This window comes from Paraplanobispora takensis (assembly GCF_016863195.1).
In the GTDB taxonomy this organism is placed as follows: Bacteria; Actinomycetota; Actinomycetes; order Streptosporangiales; family Streptosporangiaceae; genus Planobispora; species Planobispora takensis.
Map to the genome: position 1 here is coordinate 146533 of NZ_BOOK01000031.1, position 18777 is coordinate 165309.

The 18777-nt window shown below is 71.6% G+C and carries 19 protein-coding genes; 17 read left to right on the forward strand and 2 right to left on the reverse strand.

What is annotated here, in order from left to right:
• Nucleotides 1-118: 118 nt before the first annotated feature.
• The 7 genes from Pta02_RS21415 (at nucleotide 119) to rfbD (ending at nucleotide 6663) form a co-directional block, all read left to right on the forward strand.
• Nucleotides 119-1033: a DMT family transporter gene (locus Pta02_RS21415; RefSeq protein WP_239131124.1), complete on the forward strand. Its 915-nt coding sequence runs from the start codon at nucleotides 119-121 to the stop codon at nucleotides 1031-1033.
• Nucleotides 1030-1653 (forward strand): GntR family transcriptional regulator, encoded by a 624-nt coding sequence (locus Pta02_RS21420; protein WP_203876664.1) that lies wholly within the window; start codon nucleotides 1030-1032, stop codon nucleotides 1651-1653. The genes Pta02_RS21415 and Pta02_RS21420 overlap by 4 nt, the downstream gene beginning before the upstream one ends.
• Before the next feature lie 59 nt (nucleotides 1654-1712).
• Nucleotides 1713-2063: a hypothetical protein gene (locus Pta02_RS21425; protein ID WP_203876665.1), complete on the forward strand. Its 351-nt coding sequence runs from the start codon at nucleotides 1713-1715 to the stop codon at nucleotides 2061-2063.
• A 280-nt stretch (nucleotides 2064-2343) separates the two neighbouring features.
• Nucleotides 2344-3798 carry a sugar transferase gene (locus Pta02_RS21430; protein ID WP_203876666.1) on the forward strand — a complete coding sequence of 485 codons (1455 nt, stop codon included), beginning with the start codon at nucleotides 2344-2346 and terminating at the stop codon, nucleotides 3796-3798.
• 2 nt (nucleotides 3799-3800) lie between these two features.
• Nucleotides 3801-4868 carry a glucose-1-phosphate thymidylyltransferase gene (locus Pta02_RS21435; protein WP_203876667.1) on the forward strand — a complete coding sequence of 356 codons (1068 nt, stop codon included), beginning with the start codon at nucleotides 3801-3803 and terminating at the stop codon, nucleotides 4866-4868.
• Nucleotides 4865-5824 carry a dTDP-glucose 4,6-dehydratase gene (gene rfbB / locus Pta02_RS21440; RefSeq protein WP_203876668.1) on the forward strand — a complete coding sequence of 320 codons (960 nt, stop codon included), beginning with the start codon at nucleotides 4865-4867 and terminating at the stop codon, nucleotides 5822-5824. The genes Pta02_RS21435 and rfbB overlap by 4 nt, the downstream gene beginning before the upstream one ends.
• Complete coding sequence (gene rfbD, locus Pta02_RS21445; RefSeq protein WP_203876669.1) at nucleotides 5821-6663, forward strand: dTDP-4-dehydrorhamnose reductase; 843 nt, start codon at nucleotides 5821-5823, stop codon at nucleotides 6661-6663. Before rfbB ends, rfbD begins: the two co-directional genes overlap by 4 nt.
• Here rfbD and rfbC read toward each other — a convergent pair.
• Nucleotides 6624-7235, reverse strand: coding sequence for a dTDP-4-dehydrorhamnose 3,5-epimerase (gene rfbC / locus Pta02_RS21450; protein WP_203876670.1), 612 nt, complete (start codon nucleotides 7233-7235; stop codon nucleotides 6624-6626). The two genes, rfbD and rfbC, sit on opposite strands and share 40 nt — an antisense overlap.
• Before the next feature lie 74 nt (nucleotides 7236-7309).
• Between rfbC and Pta02_RS21455 the strand changes: the two genes are divergently transcribed.
• From Pta02_RS21455 to Pta02_RS21500, 10 genes are all read left to right on the forward strand, one after another.
• Complete coding sequence (locus tag Pta02_RS21455; RefSeq protein ID WP_239131125.1) at nucleotides 7310-8209, forward strand: phytanoyl-CoA dioxygenase family protein; 900 nt, start codon at nucleotides 7310-7312, stop codon at nucleotides 8207-8209.
• Nucleotides 8210-8265: 56 nt separating this feature from the next.
• A complete protein-coding gene (locus Pta02_RS21460; protein ID WP_203876671.1) occupies nucleotides 8266-9471 on the forward strand; it encodes a class I SAM-dependent methyltransferase in 1206 nt (401 codons plus the stop codon).
• Entirely contained in the window at nucleotides 9468-10286 is an 819-nt protein-coding gene (locus Pta02_RS21465) for a glycosyltransferase family protein (RefSeq protein ID WP_203876672.1), read from the forward strand. The genes Pta02_RS21460 and Pta02_RS21465 overlap by 4 nt, the downstream gene beginning before the upstream one ends.
• A gap of 34 nt (nucleotides 10287-10320) precedes the next feature.
• Entirely contained in the window at nucleotides 10321-10968 is a 648-nt protein-coding gene (locus tag Pta02_RS21470; protein ID WP_203876673.1) for a PIG-L deacetylase family protein, read from the forward strand.
• 13 nt (nucleotides 10969-10981) lie between these two features.
• Nucleotides 10982-12001: an NAD-dependent epimerase/dehydratase family protein gene (locus Pta02_RS21475; RefSeq protein WP_203876674.1), complete on the forward strand. Its 1020-nt coding sequence runs from the start codon at nucleotides 10982-10984 to the stop codon at nucleotides 11999-12001.
• Nucleotides 11998-13293: a DUF4910 domain-containing protein gene (locus Pta02_RS21480; protein ID WP_239131126.1), complete on the forward strand. Its 1296-nt coding sequence runs from the start codon at nucleotides 11998-12000 to the stop codon at nucleotides 13291-13293. Before Pta02_RS21475 ends, Pta02_RS21480 begins: the two co-directional genes overlap by 4 nt.
• The gene (locus tag Pta02_RS21485) at nucleotides 13290-14279 is read left to right on the forward strand and encodes a hypothetical protein (RefSeq protein ID WP_203876675.1); all 990 of its coding nucleotides are present in this window, start codon (nucleotides 13290-13292) and stop codon (nucleotides 14277-14279) included. The genes Pta02_RS21480 and Pta02_RS21485 overlap by 4 nt, the downstream gene beginning before the upstream one ends.
• Before the next feature lie 65 nt (nucleotides 14280-14344).
• On the forward strand, nucleotides 14345-15853 hold the full coding sequence (locus Pta02_RS21490; protein ID WP_239131127.1) for an oligosaccharide flippase family protein: 1509 nt from the start codon (nucleotides 14345-14347) through the stop codon (nucleotides 15851-15853).
• Nucleotides 15846-16727 carry a glycosyltransferase family 2 protein gene (locus Pta02_RS21495; RefSeq protein WP_203876677.1) on the forward strand — a complete coding sequence of 294 codons (882 nt, stop codon included), beginning with the start codon at nucleotides 15846-15848 and terminating at the stop codon, nucleotides 16725-16727. Before Pta02_RS21490 ends, Pta02_RS21495 begins: the two co-directional genes overlap by 8 nt.
• Nucleotides 16728-16872: 145 nt before the next feature.
• A complete protein-coding gene (locus Pta02_RS21500) occupies nucleotides 16873-17874 on the forward strand; it encodes a hypothetical protein (RefSeq protein ID WP_203876678.1) in 1002 nt (333 codons plus the stop codon).
• Here Pta02_RS21500 and Pta02_RS21505 read toward each other — a convergent pair whose 3' ends face one another.
• Complete coding sequence (locus Pta02_RS21505; protein ID WP_203876679.1) at nucleotides 17875-18741, reverse strand: DUF6492 family protein; 867 nt, start codon at nucleotides 18739-18741, stop codon at nucleotides 17875-17877. It lies immediately after the preceding gene.
• Nucleotides 18742-18777: the final 36 nt, after the last annotated feature.

The following is an 18777-nucleotide window of genomic DNA, read 5'->3' on the forward strand; positions in this document are numbered from 1 at the left end:
CTGACGTTTCCTCCTGCCTACCCCCGGTGTGGCCAAAAGAAACGGAAGAATCGGACATTAGGGGAGAGAGGACGATTAAGCGCTGGACATTATTGTCTAGTTGTCTGACAATCGCACTGTGTCCTCCACTGTGACCGCGAAAACCGGGACCGCGGAACCCGCGACCACGCAAGCCGCGCCCGCCAGGAAACTCGCCGTCGTCGGGGCCGCCGTGCTGTGGGGTACGGCGGGCACCGCCGGACTGCTCGTCGGCGGCGTCGACCCCGTCTCCCTCGCCGCCGCCCGCCTGGTGATCGGCGGGCTGGTGCTCGCCGTCGCCGCCGGCGCGGCCATGCGGGCGCTGCCCCGCAAGGGGCTGCTCGCCGCGGCCGCCGCAGGGGTGGCCGCCTACCAGCTGTGCTACTTCGCCGCCGTCAGCAGGACCGGGGTGGCCATCGGGACCGTGGTCGCCATCGGCAGCGGCCCGGTGTTCACCGGGCTGCTCTCCTGGCTGGCGGACAGGGTGGTGCCCACCCGGCGCTGGGCCGGGGCGACCGCCGCGGCGATCATCGGCTGCGCCGTCCTCACCGGCGGGGGAGGCGAAGCCCGCGCGGACGGGATCCTGCTCGCGCTCCTCGGCGGCCTGATCTACGCCTTCTACGCGGTGAGCGCCGCCCGGGTGATCGGCGCCGGAGCCTCCTCCGACGCGGTCATGGGCGCGATGTTCGGCGGGGCGGCGCTGCTGATGCTCCCGGTCCTGCTCGGCACGGACCTCGGCTGGCTCGCCGAGCCGCGCGGCCTGCTGACCGCGCTCTATCTCGGCGGCGCCACCACGGCGCTGGCCTACCTGCTGTACGGCAGGGGCCTGCGCACCACCCCGGTGGCGACCGCCGCGACCCTCGCCCTCGCCGAGCCCGCCGTCGCCGCCCTGCTCGGCGTCGTCGTCCTGGGCGAGCAGCTGACCGCGATCTCGGCCGCCGGGTTGCTGCTGCTGGGCGCGAGCCTGGTGGCGGTCGCACTCCCCGAGCGGAAAGCGGCACAATCACTCCTGTGACGCTCCCGCTCCGTCCCGTATCCGCGGTCGCCGCCCTGGCCGACGCACTCCGCCGCCGGGTGCTGTCCGGCGAGATCGAGCCCGGCACGGCGCTGCCGGAGCAGGAGCTGTCGGCGGCCTACGGCGTGGCCCGCCCCACCGTCCGCGAGGCGCTGGCGGTCCTGGTCCACGAGGGCCTGCTCCGGCGGGAACGGCACCGCAGCGCCCAGGTGGCCGAGGTGACGGCGGCCGACCTGGACGACCTGATGTTCGTCCGGCGCCCGCTGGAGGACCTGATGGCCCTCTCCCTGGCCGGGCGGCGGGTGGCCGAGGCCGACGGGGCGCTGGCCCGGATGGCCGCGCTTCCCGGCGACGCCCCCTGGTCCGACGTGGTCGCCGAGCACATGGCGCTGCACCAGGCGCTGATCGTGGCGGTGGGCAGCCCGCGGCTGGAGCGCCTGTACTCCGCGCTGGCCGCCGAGACCCGGCTGGGCCTGGTCCGGCTGCGCACGGTCTACGCCGACCGGGACGTGCTGGTCGCCGAGCACCGCGATCTGCTCGACGCCATCGCCGGCGGACCGTCGCCGGAGGCCCGCCGCGCCGTCGCGGAACATCTGGACCACGGCTGGGGAGAGTCTTGACACTCGGACTTCAGCGGTTCTATTGCACGGGAAGGCCCTAAGTCGTCACAATCGCGGCCATGCACGGCAATTCAGTGCCGGATACGTACGTGTACGTCACCGAGGAAGGCGTGACTCGCCACTACGCGGACGGAAGCGTCGACGCGCTCGCATGGGAAGACGTCGTCGAGGTACGGGTCGTGGGGGACACGGACACGGACATCCTGTACATCCTGCTCGACCGGGACGGGCAGGGATGCGTCGTGCCCAAGTCGGCGACCGACGGAGCGTTTCTCACCCGCCTGCGGTATCTCCCGGATTTCGATCTCGACCGGCTCAGCGCGGCGGTGAGCACCGCCCGCGATTCATACGTCGTGGTCTGGCGCAGTCCCGATCCGCCCTCGGCCCTGCCCGACCTGGAGTACGACTGACCTCGCGAGGGTCAAGTCGTCATTTCTGTGTGTCCACACCCGATTACACAGTGCGTACGAATGGTTGAAAGTACACATTTGGACCGTTCCGTCAAGGCGTGCCTATCCGACTATATCGGCCACTAGTGGCCAACGGTCTCTATTCCGCTCTTCCTGCGTGATCAATATGATTTCGAAGGGTACTTGCGGCTTTCTGAGGCTTTTGGGAAATCTGTCAACCCTTGGCACCTTGTGTACGTCTGCTATCTGTTAATTCCCGGATAGTTGGGTGGGGAATGGTATGCGGGTGGGGACAGAGGGGCCCGCTGACGTGCTCCTCGACGGTATGGCACGTTCCGCATCGAGCATATGGACACGTTCGTATGCCCGTTTACTGGTGGCGGGAGATCTCGCCTGCGCGGTTCTGGCCTGCGAGATCGTGCTCGGGGTCAGGTTGTGGCTGGGCGCCTTCATCCCCCTGGGCGAGGCGATTTTCGGTCTGGGGCTCGCTCTGTGCTGGCCTTTGGCGCTGGCCTTGGGGGGCGCCTATCGCCGGCGCGCGCACGGTGAGGGAACGGAGGAGTTTCGGGCGGTTTTCGAAGGGGGAATCGGTCTTACCGCGGCTGTCGCAATCGGTGCTTATGCGACGCAGACCAGCATTGCCAGGAGTTTTGTCATGGCGATGCTGCCCGGCGCCCTGCTCCTCACGATTCTCTTTCGCTATCGCATGCGCAAAAGGCTGCACCGGCGGCGCACCGCCGGTGAGTACATGCGCCACATGGTCGCCGTCGGTCACCGGGAGTCGGTGCTCGACCTGGTGATACAGCTGCGAAGACAGCCCTACCACGGCATGGCCGTGGTGGCGGCGTGCCTGCCGTCCGGCGCCGAGCGGGCCGACGTCGGCGGGGTGCCGGTGCTCGGCGACTTCACCGACGTGCCCGAGGCGGTGGCCAAGGTCAAGGCCGACGCCGTGGCCATCCTGGCCTGCCCCGAGCTGGACGGCACCGCGCTGCGCCGGCTCGCCTGGGAGCTGGAGAACGACCGCGTCGACCTGTTCGTGGCGCCCGCGCTCATGGACGTGGCGGGCCCGCGCGTCAGCATCCGCCCGATGGCCGGGATGCCGCTGCTGCACGTCGAGCATCCCGAGTTCACCGGCACCCGCTACTGGGTGAAGAACCTGTTCGACCGCTGCGGCGCCGGGTGCGCGCTGGTGGTGCTGGCCCTGCCCATGCTGCTGATCTCGGCGCTGATCCGGGCGACCAGCCCGGGACCGGCGCTGTTCCGGCAGGCCAGGGTGGGCAAGGGGGGCGTGGAGTTCCGGGTCGTGAAGTTCCGCACCATGGTCGACGGCGCCGACTCCCTCAAGGGCCACCTGCTGCCGGAGAACGAGTTCGACGGCGTGCTGTTCAAGATCCGGAAGGATCCGCGGATCACCCGGGTGGGAGCGTTCCTGCGCCGCTACTCCCTCGACGAGCTGCCGCAGCTGCTCAACGTGGCCCGCGGGGAGATGTCACTGGTCGGCCCGCGCCCCCCGCTGCCCGAGGAGGTCGAGCAGTACGGCGTGGACGTCCGCCGCCGCCTGGTGGTCAAGCCCGGGATGACGGGCCTGTGGCAGGTCAGCGGGCGCTCCGACCTGTCCTGGGAGGAGTCGGTCCGCCTGGACCTGCGGTACGTGGAGAACTGGTCCCTCTTCCTGGACCTGCAGATCCTCTGGAAGACCTGGAGCGCCGTCGTCCACGGAGAAGGGGCCTACTAGACGTGAAAGCACTCGTGCTCGCCGGGGGGTCGGGCACCCGATTACGGCCGATCACCCACACCTCCGCCAAGCAGCTCGTCCCCGTGGCCAACAAACCGGTGCTCTTCTACGGGCTGGAGGCCATCGCGGCGGCCGGCATCCGGGAGATCGGGATGGTCGTCGGCGACACCCAGGCCGAGATCGAGGCCGCCGTCGGCGACGGGGCCGCGTTCGGCCTGGAGGTGACCTACCTGCGCCAGCGGGCGCCGCTCGGCCTGGCCCACGCGGTGCTCATCGCCCGCGACTATCTGGGTGACGACGACTTCGTCATGTACCTCGGCGACAACTTCATCGTCGGCGGGATCGACGACCTCGTGGAGCGTTTCGCCCGGGACCGGCCGGCGGCGCAGATCATGCTCACCCGGGTCGGCGACCCCCGGCAGTTCGGCGTCGCCGAACTCGACGCGCGGGGCCGGGTGATCCGGCTGGAGGAGAAACCGCGCGTGCCCAAGAGCGACCTCGCGCTGGTGGGCGTCTACCTGTTCACGCCGGAGGTCCACGAGGCGGTCGCCGAGCTCAAGCCGTCCGGGCGGGGCGAGTTGGAGATCACCGACGCGATCCAGTGGCTGATCGAGGAGGGCCGGCGGGTCGAGTCGTCCGTCATCTCCGGCTACTGGAAGGACACCGGCGACGTGACCGACATGCTGGAGGTCAACCGGCTGGTCCTGGAGTCGGTGGAACCCCGGCTGGACGGCCGGGTGGACGGCGTCAGCGAGTTGATCGGCCGGGTGGTCGTCGAGCCCGGCGCGGCGGTCGAGAGATCGCGCATCGTCGGCCCGGCGATCATCGGGGCCGGGGCCAGGATCCTCGACAGCTACGTCGGCCCCTTCACCTCGATCGCCGCCGGCTGCACGGTCAGCGGCAGCGAGATCGAGTACTCCATCGTCCTGCCCAGATCCTCGATCTCCGGGGTGTCCCGGATCGAGGCCTCCCTCATCGGCCACGACGTCGAGGTCACCCCCGCCCCCGCCACTCCCCGAGCCCACCGCCTCGTGCTGGGCGATCACAGCAAGGTCCAGATCAGTTCATGAGTGCACCTCTCTGCGGGCCCGCGCGGGTCCTCGTCACCGGCGGCGCCGGATTCATCGGTTCGGCCTACGCCCGGATGCTGGCGGCGGACGGAGCCGAGGTGACCGTGCTCGACCGGCTCACCTACGCGGGCAACCTCGCCAACCTGGAAGGGGTCCCGCACACCTTCGTGCACGGTGACATCTGCGACCCCGTACTGCTGTCGCAGGTGGTCCCCGGCCACGACGTCGTGGTCAACTTCGCCGCCGAGTCCCACGTGGACCGGTCGATCGACTCGGCCGCCGAGTTCGTGCGGACCAACGTCATGGGCGTGCAGACCCTCATGCAGGCCTGCCTGGAGGCGCGGACCCCGCGCGTGGTGCAGGTCTCCACCGACGAGGTGTACGGCTCGATCGAGACCGGCTCGTGGAACGAGTTCGCGCCGCTGCGCCCGCGCTCGCCGTACTCCGCCGCCAAGGCGGGCGGGGACATGATCGCCCGGTCCTACGCGATCACCCACGGCCTGCCGGTCTCCATCACCCGCTGCGGCAACAACTACGGGCCCCGCCAGTTCCCGGAGAAGGTGATCCCGCTGTTCGTCACCAACCTCCTGCAGGGACGCAAGGTGCCCCTGTACGGCGACGGGAGCAACGTCCGCGACTGGATCCACGTCGACGACCACTGCGCGGCCATCCGGCTGGTGTCCTGTGAGGGCGAGCCCGGCGAGGTCTACCACATCGCCGGGACGGCGGAGCTGACGAACCTGGAGCTCACCGAGCGCATCCTGCGGGCCTGCGACGCCGGGTGGGAGATGGTCGAGCACGTGCAGGACCGCAAGGGCCACGACCTGCGCTACTCCCTCGACGACGCCAGGCTGCGCTCGATGGGGTACGCGCCGAAGATCGGTTTCGACGCCGGCCTGGAAGAGACGGTGCGCTGGTACGCCGACAACCCGCACTGGTGGAAGGCGCTCTCATGACGCGATGGCTGGTCACCGGCGCGCGGGGGATGCTCGGCGCCGACCTGGTGACCCTGCTGCGGGGCGAGGGCGAGCAGGTCGCGGCGCTCGGCCGCGACGAGCTCGACGTGCGGGACCCCGACGCGGTGTCGCGGGCCGTACGGCTGCACAAGCCCGACGCGGTGGTCAACTGCGCCGGGTGGACGGCCGTGGACGACGCGGAGACGCGCGAGCCGGAGGCGCTGGCGGTCAACGGCCACGCCGTGCGGGCCCTGGCCCGGGGCTGCGACGAGCTGGGCGCCCGGCTGGTCCAGGTCTCCACCGACTACGTCTTCGACGGCGCGGCGCGGCGGCCGTACCGGGAGGACGACCCGACCGGCCCGCTCGGCGCCTACGGCCGGAGCAAGCTGGCGGGGGAGCGGGCGGCGCTGGAACACGGTCACCTCGTGGTGCGCACGGCCTGGCTGTACGGCGCCCACGGGGCGAACTTCGTCCGGACCATGGTCCGGCTGGAGTCCGAGCGCGACACCGTCACGGTGGTCGACGACCAGACCGGGCAGCCCACGTGGACCGCCGACCTGGCGGCCGAGCTGGTCCGGCTGGTCCGCGCCGACGCCCCCGGCGGCGTCTACCACGCCACCAACGCCGGCCAGACGACGTGGTACGGCTTCGCGCGCGAGATCTTCGCCATGCTGGGCGCCGACCCGGACCGCGTCCGGCCGGTCGGCAGCTCCCGGTTCCCCCGCCCGGCCCGGCGGCCCGCCTACAGCGTGCTCGCCCGCCGTGCCGGGCCCGCCATGCGGGACTGGCGGCGGGCGCTTCAGGCGGCGTGGCCGTCGGTGGTCGGCGGTGTCCGGTGACGGGCGGCGCAGACCCCGTAGTCGGGCAGCAGCCCGGCGGCCAGCGCCTCCTCCAGCGTGGGCGCCGCGGCGTCCTTGTCCGACAGCAGCGGCTCGCCCTCCAGCGGCCAGCCGATGCCGACGGCCGGGTCGAGCGGGTGGATCCCGTGCTCGCGCCCGGGCGCGTACGGCTGCGAGCACGCGTAGAGCACGGTCGCGCCGTCGCTGAGCGCGAGGAAGGCGTGGCCGAGTCCTTCGGCGATGTACAGGCCCCGGCGGGTCTCGTCGTCCAGGCGCACGGCCTCCCAGCGGCCGAAGGTCGGCGACCCGGCCCGGACGTCGACGACCACGTCCAGGACGGCGCCGGAGACGCACATGACGTACTTGGCCTGACCGGGCGGGACGTCGGCGAAGTGCACGCCCCGCAGCACGCCCCGCCCGGACACCGAGCAGTTCAGCTGAGCGAGGTCCAGCCGCAGGCCGGCGGCCTCCCGCAGGTCGGAGGCGCGGAACGCCTCCAGGAAGGCGCCGCGGGGGTCGGCGTGGACGCGGGGGGTGTAAAGCCAGGCTCCGTCGATGCTGAGGGGCTCCATGCGCCGAAGCATGTCACGCCACCGGGCGTTCCAGCCCGGAAGATCGGGAATTGCCCAAAGGAGATCAGATCCTCATGATGACCGCCGTTTTCTCCAACAGCTCCATGGGCGAGGCCCAGCGGCGAGAGTTGCTCTACGGCGGGGAGGTGTTCGTCTACTCGGCCACCCCCGCCTCCCGCGAACTGGTGGCTTTCACGAGGGAGCTGATCGCCGACGCGTTCGGCGGACGTGATCCGGAGACCGCCCAGCACGACATGGCGGTGGAGGAGTTCGCGGCACTGCTGGCCGATCTCAAGCCGCGCTTCATCCACCACCCGCGCTGCAAGAAGCTGCTGCCCGCGATCATGGAGGAGCTCGGCTGCGTGCCCGAGCGCACCTACTTCGACGTCCCCCGGCTGCGCACCTCGACCTCCGACGACTATCTCAGCTCCGGCATCTCCTACGCCTTCCACCCGCACCGCGACTGCTGGTACTCGGCGCCCTTCAGCCAGATCAACTGGTGGATCCCGGTCTACGAGGTGGTCCCGGAGAACGTGATGGCCTTCCACCCCCAGTACTTCGACCGCCCGGTGCGCAACGGCAGCGCCCGCTACGACTACGGCGAGTGGAACCGCACCAGCCGGCTCACCGCCGCCCGGCACGTGCGCTCCGACACCCGCGAGCAGCCCAGGCCGGAGGAGCCGGTCGAGCTCGAACCGCAGGTCCGGGTGGTCCCCGAGCCGGGCGGGGTGCTGCTGTTCTCCGGCGCCCAGCTCCACTCGACGGTGCCCAACACCTCGGGCAGGACCCGCTTCAGCATCGACTTCCGCACGGTGGACGTCGAGGACGTGCGCGACCGCCGCGGGGCCCCGAACGTCGACGCCGCCTGCACCGGGACCACCCTGCGCGACTTCGTGCGCTCCACCGACCTGGCGGCGATGCCCGAGGAGCTGGCGCTGGAGTACGAGTCCGGGGCGCTTTCGGGGGCGAGCTGAGTGGCCGGCGGAGCCTGTAACACCCACGGTGATCTACGCGAAAGGGGAATGTGCCGATGACGACCTGCCGGCTGTGCGGTTCGGAGAGCCTCGCGAGCGTCGTCGACCTCGGTGCGACCCCGCCGTGCGAGCTGTTCCTGACCGCCGAGCAGCTCGACCTCCCGGAGACCGCCTATCCGCTGCACCTGAGGGTGTGCACCGGGTGCCTGCTGGCGCAGATACCACCGCTGATCACTCCGGAGGACACCTTCACCGAGTACGCCTACTTCTCCTCCTACTCCACCTCCTGGGTGGAGCACGCCCGCCGGTTCGTCGCGGAGCGCGACCTGGCGCCGGACGCCTTCGTGGTGGAGGTGGCCAGCAACGACGGCTACCTGCTGCAGCACGTCGTCGCGCGGGGGATCCGGTGCCTGGGCATCGAGCCGTCGGCCAACGTCGGCCGGGCCGCCCGGGAGAAGGGGGTGCCGACCCTCACCGCGTTCCTCACCCCCGAGACCGGCGCGGCGGTGCGCGCCGAGCACGGCCCGGCCGACCTCGTCGTGGCCAACAACGTCTACGCGCACATCCCGGACGTCGTGGGGTTCACCGAGGGGCTGCGGGCCCTGGTCGCCGACGACGGCCTGGTCTCCGTCGAGGTCCAGCACCTGCTGACGCTGATGGAGCTCAACCAGTACGACACGATCTACCACGAGCACTTCCAGTACTACACCGTCGCCTCCGCGCAGCGGGCCCTGGCCGGCGGCGGGCTGAGGCTGGTGGACGTGGAGCTGCTGCCCACGCACGGCGGCTCGATCCGGCTGTGGGCGCGGCCGTACGGCGAGCCGGGCCCGCGGGTGGACGACGTGCTGGCCCGGGAGAAGGCCGCCGGGCTGCACGAGCTGTCCGGCTACGCCGACTTCGCCGCCCGGGTGGCCAAGGTCCGGCGGGACCTGCTGCGCTTCCTCGTCGAGGCGGCCGACGCGGGCAAGACCGTGGTCGGCTACGGCGCGCCCGGCAAGGGCAACACCCTGCTCAACCACTGCGGCGTCCGCCCCGACCTGCTGGCCTACACGGTGGACCGCAACCCCTACAAACACGGCAGGTTCACTCCCGGCGCGCGCATCCCGATCCTGGCGCCCGAGCGGATCGCCGAGGACCGGCCCGACTACGTGCTGGTCCTGCCGTGGAACCTGCGCGACGAACTCGTCGAGCAGCTGTCGTACGTCCGCGAGTGGGGCGGCCGGCTGGTCTTCCCCATCCCGAGCCTGGAGGTCGTCCCGTGAAGGTGGTCCTCTTCTGCGGCGGTTACGGCACACGCATGCGCAGCGGCGCCCCGGGGGACCCCCCCAAGCCCATGCAGCTCGTCGGACCCCGCCCGCTGATCTGGCACGTGATGCGCTACTACGCGCACTACGGGCACACCGAGTTCATCCTGTGCCTGGGCTACGGCGCCGAGCACATCAAGGACTTCTTCCTGAACTACCGGGAGACCACCTCCAACGACTTCGTCCTGCGCGGCGGCACCGTCGAGCTGCTGTCCACCGACATCGCCGAATGGTCGATCTCGTTCGTGCAGACCGGGATCGACTCCCCCATCGGGGAACGGCTGCGCCGGGTCCGCGAGCACATCGACGGCGACGAGCTGTTCCTGGCCAACTACGCCGACGTGCTCACCGACGCGCCGCTGCCCGAGATCGTCGACCGCTTCACCGCCTCCGACGCGGGCGCCTCGATGGTGGTCGTCCCGCCGACGGACACCTTCCACTGCATCGAGGTGGACGAGGACGGGTCGGTGGGCGGGATCACGCCGGTCAGCCAGATGCCGTTGTGGATCAACGGCGGGTACTTCGTGCTCCGCCAGGAGATCTTCGAGCACATCCCGCCCGGCGGCGACCTCGTCGCCGACGGCTGCATGGAGCTGGCCAAGGCGGGCCGGCTGCTGGCCTATCCCCACCGGGGGTTCTGGAAGCCCACCGACACCATCAGGGAGCGCGTCGCGCTGAACGAGGCCTACGCGCGCGGCGAACGCCCGTGGATGGTGTGGGAGGACGGCCGGGCGCCGCGCAACCCCCGCCGTCTGGTCAGGCAGGTGTCGTGATGTCCCGGGCGAGCGGCGCAAGGCGGGTGGCCCGATGATCCGGCTGCTCCCCGAACGCTGCGCCGAGATCCTGCTGCTCGGCGCGCACTGCGACGACGTCCCGATCGGGGCGGGCGGGACCCTGCTGGAGCTGTGCCGGGCCAGTCCGGAGGCGCGGGTCACGGCGCTCGTGCTGTCCGGCGGGGGCACCGCCCGCGAGGACGAGGAACGGGCCGCGCTGGCCGCGTTCTGCCCCAAGGCCGAGCTGGAGGTGACCGTCCTGGACATCCCGGACGGGCGGCTGCCCGCGAACTGGGAGCGGGCGAAGGAGGCGCTGGAGCGGGTGCGGCGGCGGTGCGACCCGGACGTGGTCTTCGCGCCGTCGCCGCACGACGCGCACCAGGACCACCGGGGGCTGGCCCGGCTGGTGCCCACGGCCTTCCGCGACCACCTGGTGCTCGGCTACGAGATCCTCAAGTGGGAGTCCGACCTGGCCCAGCCGAACGTCTTCGTGCCGCTGCCGCAGGACGTCCTGGCCGAGAAGACGGCGCTGCTGCACGAGCACTACCCCTCGCAGCACGGCCGTACGTGGTTCGACGAGGAGACCTTCCGCGGCCTGGCCAGGGTGCGCGGGGTGCAGTGCCAGAGCCGCTACGCCGAGGCGTTCCACGCGGCGAAGCTGACCATCGGTCACACGAGGTAATCGGGAGACAGGCGTGCGTGTTCTACTGACCGGCCACCAGGGATATCTCGGCACGGTGATGGCCCCGGTCCTCGCCCGGGCCGGCCACGAGGTGGCCGGCCTCGACTCCGGGCTGTTCGCCGCGTGCGTGCTCGGACCGGAGCCGGACGATCCCCGCGGGCTCGCCGTGGACCTGCGCGACGCCGGTCCCGAGCACGTCGCCGGATTCGACGCGGTGATCCACCTGGCCGCCCTGTCCAACGACCCGCTGGGCACGCTGGCCCCCGAGCTGACCTACGCCATCAACCACGACGCCTCGGTACGGCTGGCGCGGCTGGCCCGCGACGCCGGGGTGCGCCGCTTCCTGTACGCCTCCACCTGCTCGGTCTACGGCGCCTCCGGCGGCGACGACCTCGTGGGGGAGGACGCCCCGCTCCGCCCGGTGACGCCCTACGCCGAGTCGAAGGTCCGGGTCGAGGACGACCTGGCGGCGCTGGCCGACGACGACTTCTCCCCGGTGTTCATGCGCAACGCCACGGCCTTCGGGTTCTCGCCCCGCCTGCGCGCCGACATCGTGCTGAACAACCTGGTGGGCCACGCCGTGCTCTCCGGCCAGGTGAAGGTGCTGTCCGACGGCACGCCGTGGCGGCCGCTGGTGCACGCCCTGGACATCGCCGACGCCTTCGCCGCGGCGCTCACCGCCCCGCGCGAGGCCGTGCACGCCAGGGCGTTCAACGTGGGATCGGAGCAGAACAACGTGACCGTCGCGGAGATCGCCGCCACGGTCGCCGAGACCGTCCCCGGCTCCGAGCTGCTGATCACCGGGGAGACCGGGGCCGACCCGCGCTCCTACCGGGTGGACTTCTCCCGGATCCGCGCCGCGCTCCCGGAGCACCAGCCCCGCTGGACGGTCAAGGCCGGGGCGGTCGAGCTGGCCGAGGCCTACGAGCGGCACGGGCTGACCCGGGAGGGCTTCGAGCACCGCTTCACCCGGCTGGCGTGGCTGTCGGAGCGGCGCGCGGCCGGGAGCATCTCCCCGGAGCTGCGGCCGTGACCGCCGGGGAGGACAAGACCGCCGGGGAGCGGATGCACGCGCTGGTGCGCCGGCTCTATCCGATCTGCCGCAGCATCACCGGCGACGGCGTGCGCCGCACGCTGGAGATCGTCGGGGAGTCGATCCCGCTGCGGGTCAGCGAGGTGCCCACCGGCACCGAGGTCCTCGACTGGACGGTGCCGCGGGAGTGGAACATCCGCGACGCCTACGTCAAGGACCCCTCCGGACGCAGGGTCGTCGACTTCAACGCCTCCAACCTGCACGTCGTGGGCTACAGCGTGCCGGTCTCGGCCACGATGACCCTCGACGAGCTGCGCGGGCACCTGCACACGCTGCCCGACCAGCCCGGCCTGGTCCCCTACCGGACCAGCTACTACGCCGAGACCTGGGGCTTCTGCCTCAGCCAGGAGACCCTGGACGGCATGGGGCCGGGGCCGTACGAGGTCGTGATCGACTCGACCCTGCGGGACGGGCACCTGACCTACGGCGAATGCGTGGTGCCCGGCGAGACGGCCGACGAGGTGATCGTCTCCTGCCACACCTGCCACCCCTCGCTGGCCAACGACAACCTGGCGGGCATCGCGGTGGCGGTGGAGCTGGCCCGGCGGCTGGCCGCCGGGGGCACGCCGCGCCACACCTACCGGTTCCTGTTCATGCCGGGGACCATCGGCGCGATCACCTGGCTGGCGCGCAACCGGGAGCGGACCGGCCGGATCAGGCACGGGATCGTGCTGGCGTGCGCCGGGGACGGCGGCACCCTGACCTACAAGCGCAGCAGGCGCGGCGACGCGGTGATCGACCGGGCCGCGGCCCACGTGCTCGGGGACCGGCCGCACACGATCCTGGACTTCTCGCCGTACGGCTACGACGAGCGGCAGTTCGGCTCGCCCGGCTTCGACCTGCCGGTCGGCGGCCTGACCCGCACCACCTACGCCGGATACCCGGAGTACCACACCTCGGGCGACGACCCGGACTTCGTGCTGCCCGAGGCGATGGCCGACACCCTCGGAGCCCTGGAGGAGATCGTCGAGATCCTCGACGGCGACCGCCGCTATCTCAACCTCAGCCCGTACGGCGAGCCGCAGCTGGGCCGGCGGGGACTGTACGGCTCGCTGGGCGGGCGCAGCGACACCGAGCAGGCCCAGATGGCCATGTTGTGGGTGCTGAACCTCTCCGACGGAGAGCACGGCCTGCTCGACATCGCACAACGATCGGGACTGCCGTTCGCCACGGTGGCGGACGCGGCACGCGCGCTCGTGGGCGCCGGGCTTCTGAAGGAGAAGGTGACATGAGCCAGCTGGGTCTTCGGGTCGGCGAGCTGGTCGAGGTCCGCAGCGAGGCGGAGATCCTGGCCACTCTCGACGGGAAGGGCGAACTGGACAGCCTGCCCTTCATGCCGGAGATGGTGAGGTTCTGCGGGCAGCGGCTCACCGTGCACAAGGTGGCGTACAAACTGTGCGACACGATCAGCGGCACCGGCATGCGCCGCATGGAGCGGGCGGTGCACCTGACCGGGGCGCGCTGCGACGGGTCGGCGCACGGCGGCTGCCAGACGGCCTGCTCGATGTACTGGAAGGAGTCCTGGCTCAAGCGGGTGGAGGCGGGACCCCGTCTGGTCCCGGTCCCCGGGCCGGCCTCGGACGACCGGCTGCTGAAGCTGGTGGAGGTCAACACCCGCAAGGAGCCGGCGCCGGACGGCGAGGAGCTCTTCTCCTGCCAGGCCACCGAGCTGCTGCGGGCCGCGCCCACCTGCCTGCCGTTCCGCAGCCTCGGGCAGTACGCCGTGGACGTCAGGACCGGCAACGCGGGCGTGCTCGCGACGCTGTACACGATCTTCGTCGGGCTGTTCAACCGCTACCAGAAGCTGAGCAGGCGGATCCTGCCCGGACGGCTGTGGATCAAGAGCGGCATGGAGTGGGGCTTCGTCCCCGGCGGCCCGCACACCAAGACGCCGACCGGCGCCATCGGCCTGCAACCGGGCGAGCTGGTCAGGATCAAGTCCAAGGAGGAGATCGTCGCGACCCTCAACGCCGACCGGCTCAACCGGGGCATGGGCTTCGAGGAGGAGATGGCGCGCCACTGCGGCAAGGTCGCCCGGGTCCAGGCCAGGGTCGAGCGGGCGCTGGATGAGAAGACCGGCAGGCTGCTGACGATGAAGAGCCCCTGCATCACGCTGGAGGGCGTCTTCTGCGACGGCGCCCACAAGCAGAACTGCCCCCGGGAGTTCGTCCCGTTCTGGCGGGAGATCTGGCTGGAGCGCGTGGAGGAGCCCCGATGACCGGACCCGCCGCGGTGCCACCGTCCCCGCTCTCGCCGGAGCCTGCGGTCTCCCGGGATCCTCCAGTGTCCCGGGAGCCCCCGGAGACCGGCGCCGACCTTCACGAGCCCGCGGAGGCCGGTGCGGAGCTGCGGGAGATCGGCGACAAGGCGGGCCGGAGCCTGCGCTGGAGCCTGGCCGGGAACCTGGTGATGAAGGCCGGCTCCTTCGTGCTGAGCCTGGTGATGGCCTGGCTGCTCGCCCCCTCCGACTTCGGCGTCTTCGCCGTCGCGCTGGCCGCCACCCAGTTCGTCATGGTCGTCAAGGACCTGGGCGTGCAGGCCGCGGTGGTGCAGTGGCGGGGCAGGTTCGAGGAGATGACGCCCACGGCGACGACGCTGAGCCTGGTGTCGGCGGTCGCGCTGTACGGGGCGATCTGGCTGGGCGCGCCCGCCTTCGCGCGGTCGGCGGGGACCGAGGAGGCCGCCGGGGTGGTCCGGCTGCTCACCGCGGTCATCCTCGTCGAGGCCGTCACCGCGGTGCGCAGCGCCACGCTGGTGCGCCGGTTCCGGCAGGACCGGCTCTCCGTGGCCATCATGGCGGGGTTCGCGGTCCAGGCGGCGGTGTCGATCACGCTGGCCGCCGGCGGCGCGGGCCCCTACAGCTTCGCCTGGGGCCAGGTCTGCTCCGCGGTGGTCACCGGGGTGCTGGTGATGGCCTTCGCGCGGCTGCCGTACCGGCTCGGCTTCGACCGCGCGGTGGCCGGCCGGCTGTGGCGCTTCGGCCTGCCCTCCGCCGCCGGCCTCGGGCTGGAGGCGGTGCTGATGAACGTGGGCTACGTCATCGTCGGCAACGTCCTGGGCGAGGAGGAGCTCGGCCTCTTCCTGCTGGCCTTCAACGTCTCCAGCTGGGTGCCCCTGCTGATCACCAGCGCTGTGCGGTACGTGTCGCTGCCGAGCTTCTCCCGGCTGGCCGAGCACGACCCGGTGGCGCTGCAGGAGGGGGTACGGCGGGCGGTCCCGCTGCTGTTCTCCTTCGTCATGCCGATCGCCGTGCTGCTGTGGGTGCTGGCCCACCAGCTCATCGGCCTGCTGTACGGGGCCGAGTGGGACCGCTCCGCCGGCGTCCTGCGCTTCCTGGCCGTCCTGATGGTCGTGCGGCTGCTGACCTCGCTCGCCTTCGACATCCTGACCTCGGTGGGGGCGACCAGGAGCACCGTGTGGCTGAACCTGGGCTGGGGCGCGGCCCTGGTGCCCGCGACGTTCGCGGGGGCCCACCTCGACGGCATCCGCGGCGCGGCGGCCGGGCACGCCCTCGCCGCCGTGGCGGTGGCCCTGCCGCTGGCGGTCCTGGCGCTGAGCCGGGTGGGCGTGCGCCTGGGGCCGATCGCCCCGGCGCTGGTACGGCCGCTGCTCGGCGGCCTGGCGGCCGGAGCGCTCACCTGGGCGCTGGCCACCGTGATCGGGGACCGTCCCCTCCTGGAGCTCGGCCTGGCGGGAGGCGCCGGGCTCATCACGTATGTCCTGATCGTCGTGCCCGGGGAGCAGCTCCGGCGGTTCGGCGCGCGTCTGAAGACGAGGAAGTCAGATGAGTAGTACCGACACGCTGGTGTCCGTCGGGCTGCCGGTGTACAACGGCGCGGACCGGATGGAGGGCGTGGTCCGCTCGATCCTGGAGCAGGACCACGAGAACCTGGAACTGGTGATCTCCGACAACGCCTCCACGGACCACACCGAGGAGCTCTGCCGCGAGCTGGCCCGGCGGGACGGCCGGATCGTCTACCACCGCCAGCGCGAGAACATCGGCGCGACGAACAACTTCATCTACGTGGGCGACGTGGCCAGTGGCGCCTTCCTGCGCTGGGCGGGCGACGACGACCGGCTGGAGCCCTCGTGCATCTCGCGGTCGCTGCGCCCGTTCGCCGAGGACGAGCGGCTCGTCCTGGTCACCTCCCAGACGGCCTACACCGACGCCGGGGGCGTCACCCGGACGATGCCCTACACCGGCACCGGGCTCGGGTCCGACGACCCGGTCGCGCGCATGGCGGAGATGATGCGGCTGCACACCCAGACCTACCTCCTGCTCGACCCGCTGTACGGCGTGATCAGGCGCGAGGTGCTGGCCCGCATCCCGCGCCGCAACATGCTCCGCGAGGACGAGGTCCTCGCGATCAAGCTCGCGCTGGCGGGGCCGTGGAGCCACGTGCCGGAGGTCCTCTCGCACCGCAACGTCCACCACCGGCGGCTGTCCGCGCTGGTCCCGCACCTGGAGGTGCCCCGCTGGACGGCGCGTTTCGCCACCACGCTCCAGTACCGCGAGGTCCTGCGCTGGCTGCCCGAGGCCGGGCTCGATCCGCGGGACCTGCGGCGGGCCCGTGCCGTCGTCCTGAGCATGTACGTGCGCCGCCAGCGGGGTGTCGTCGCACGTCGGGGGCGCAAGGCCCTGCGGCTGGCCGTCGGCCGCCGCTGAACCGGATGTAACGGACACCCCCCTGGATTCCGATGGCCAGCATGAGAGGGGCTGCGGTTCGCCGACGCCCTGACGCGGAGGAAAAGGGACGACAGACCGAATGGATTTCTGGAAGATCGTAATCGGCCTTTTCCTGCGAAGAACGGTGGGACCGCCGCTGGTGCTCCTGTCGGTGCTCGTGGGGGCGCTCGCCTTCCTCCTCGTGCCGCCCACCTACAGCTCCAGCGCGTTCATGGTGCTGACCATGTCGGCGCAGGGCTCGACGCTCTCCCAGGACCCGGCCAAGCCGAACGGGCTGAGCAACCCCCTGCTGGAGTTCAACGACGGGCTCAAGACCACCTCCTCGATCCTCATCCAGGCCGTCGGCGCCCCGGACGTGCTCGCGCAGCTCGGGGTGCCGCAGGACGGATCGATCGAGGTCACGATCGACGACGGCAGGACCAACCCCGACATCCTCGACATCAGCGGGCCGTACATCTACGTGAAGGCCCAGGGCGGCTCCGCGGCCGAGGTCCGGGGGCTGGTGACCAAGGTGCAGAAGCGGGTCGTCGACGAGCTCACGCGCAGGCAGAAGGAGCTCAGGGCGCCGCCCATCACCTACATCACGGTCGCCGACGTCGTCCCGCCGACCACGCCGGAGGCGGACTCCGGGAACAAGGTGCAGCTCGCCGGTCTCGGCTTCGCCCTGACGCTGGCGGGCTCGATGTCCACCGCCTACTTCCTGATCCGCCGGCGCGCGCTGAGGGGCCCGCAGACGGCGCCCGCGGCGGCCGGGACGCCGCGGGAGGCCGCGGCCGAGGACTCTGCGGAGGCTGAATCATCCGCGTCATCCGAGCCGTCCACGCCGCCCTCGTCACCCTCGTCGCCCGTGCGGGAGCCGTCGGAGACGGGACCACCGGAGGAGGAGCCGCCCGAGGAGTCTCCGGGACGGGATGCCGGGGAGACCCCCGTGCGGGAGCCCCCGGCCGCGGAGGGACGGCCGGATGAGGAGATCACGCAGGAGCGGCGCCGGGAGGTCCCCGTCCCCCGGATGCTGACCGAGGACGACGACACGCAGGTGTTCATGGTGGTGAAGACCTACGGCTATCCGCGGGGCCGGGCGGGCAACGGGGACGGCACCGACGGGGGACGGGGCAGGGGGGACTGATCAGCCTCCGGCGGCCCGCAGGCAGTGCTCGATCGCGGCCCGCCGTACGTCGGGCGGCGTGTCGGAGTGGGAGGAGATCATCACGCCGATCGGGTCGGGGCCGAGCCGGTCGGCGAAGGCGGCGGCCGACCCGTGGTCGAGCGGCGTCCGCTCGTACCAGTTGTGGCAGGCCGGCGGGCTGGGGGCGGGCGGGGTCTCCAGGGCCTCGTCCGCGAAGACCCCGTAGACGATGAACTCCGAGATGTGCAGCTGGGAGGTGAAGGCGTCCAGCCAGCTGCGGCCGGTCGTCTCGCTGATCCGGGCCTGCATCGCCCGCACGACCGCCGGGTCCCAGAACACCAGCGGGCCCACGTAGTCGGGCAGCGGAGGCGGCGGGGCGGCGGGCAGCCCCAGCAGCTCCCGGGCGACCCGGTGCCACAGGACGTGCCGCTCCATCTCGGCGGTCACCGCCTTGTCCTCGCGCATCAGCGAGAGCCTGCCGTCCACCTTGAACCGCCCGGTGTCGACCGGCCGCACCAGCACCGCGTCGGAGTCGGCCAGCAGCATGACGTCGGCGTCGATCGTCCCGGCCGCGGCGATCTTGGCGGCCTGCTGCATGACCCAGCCGCGGACCGGCGGCCAGGGACGCGCGGCGTTGACCCACACTCCGCCGGGCATGCGCCAGTAACGGCGCGGGATCAGCTCGGGATGCGTCCAGATGCGGCAGCGCGGGCCGGCGTACTCGGCGAAGGTGGACCTGTGCGCCGCCGGAACGATCACATGGTGCACGGTGTCGTCGGAGGTGTGCTCCAGAACCGAGCGGTGCAGCTGTGCGAAGAGCTCCGCGTCCGGCCTCCAGCTGGGTGTGATCACAGCCAGTTCGGTCATGCCCAGTGTCTCCACTCCTGCGGCGTCCGGCGGCGG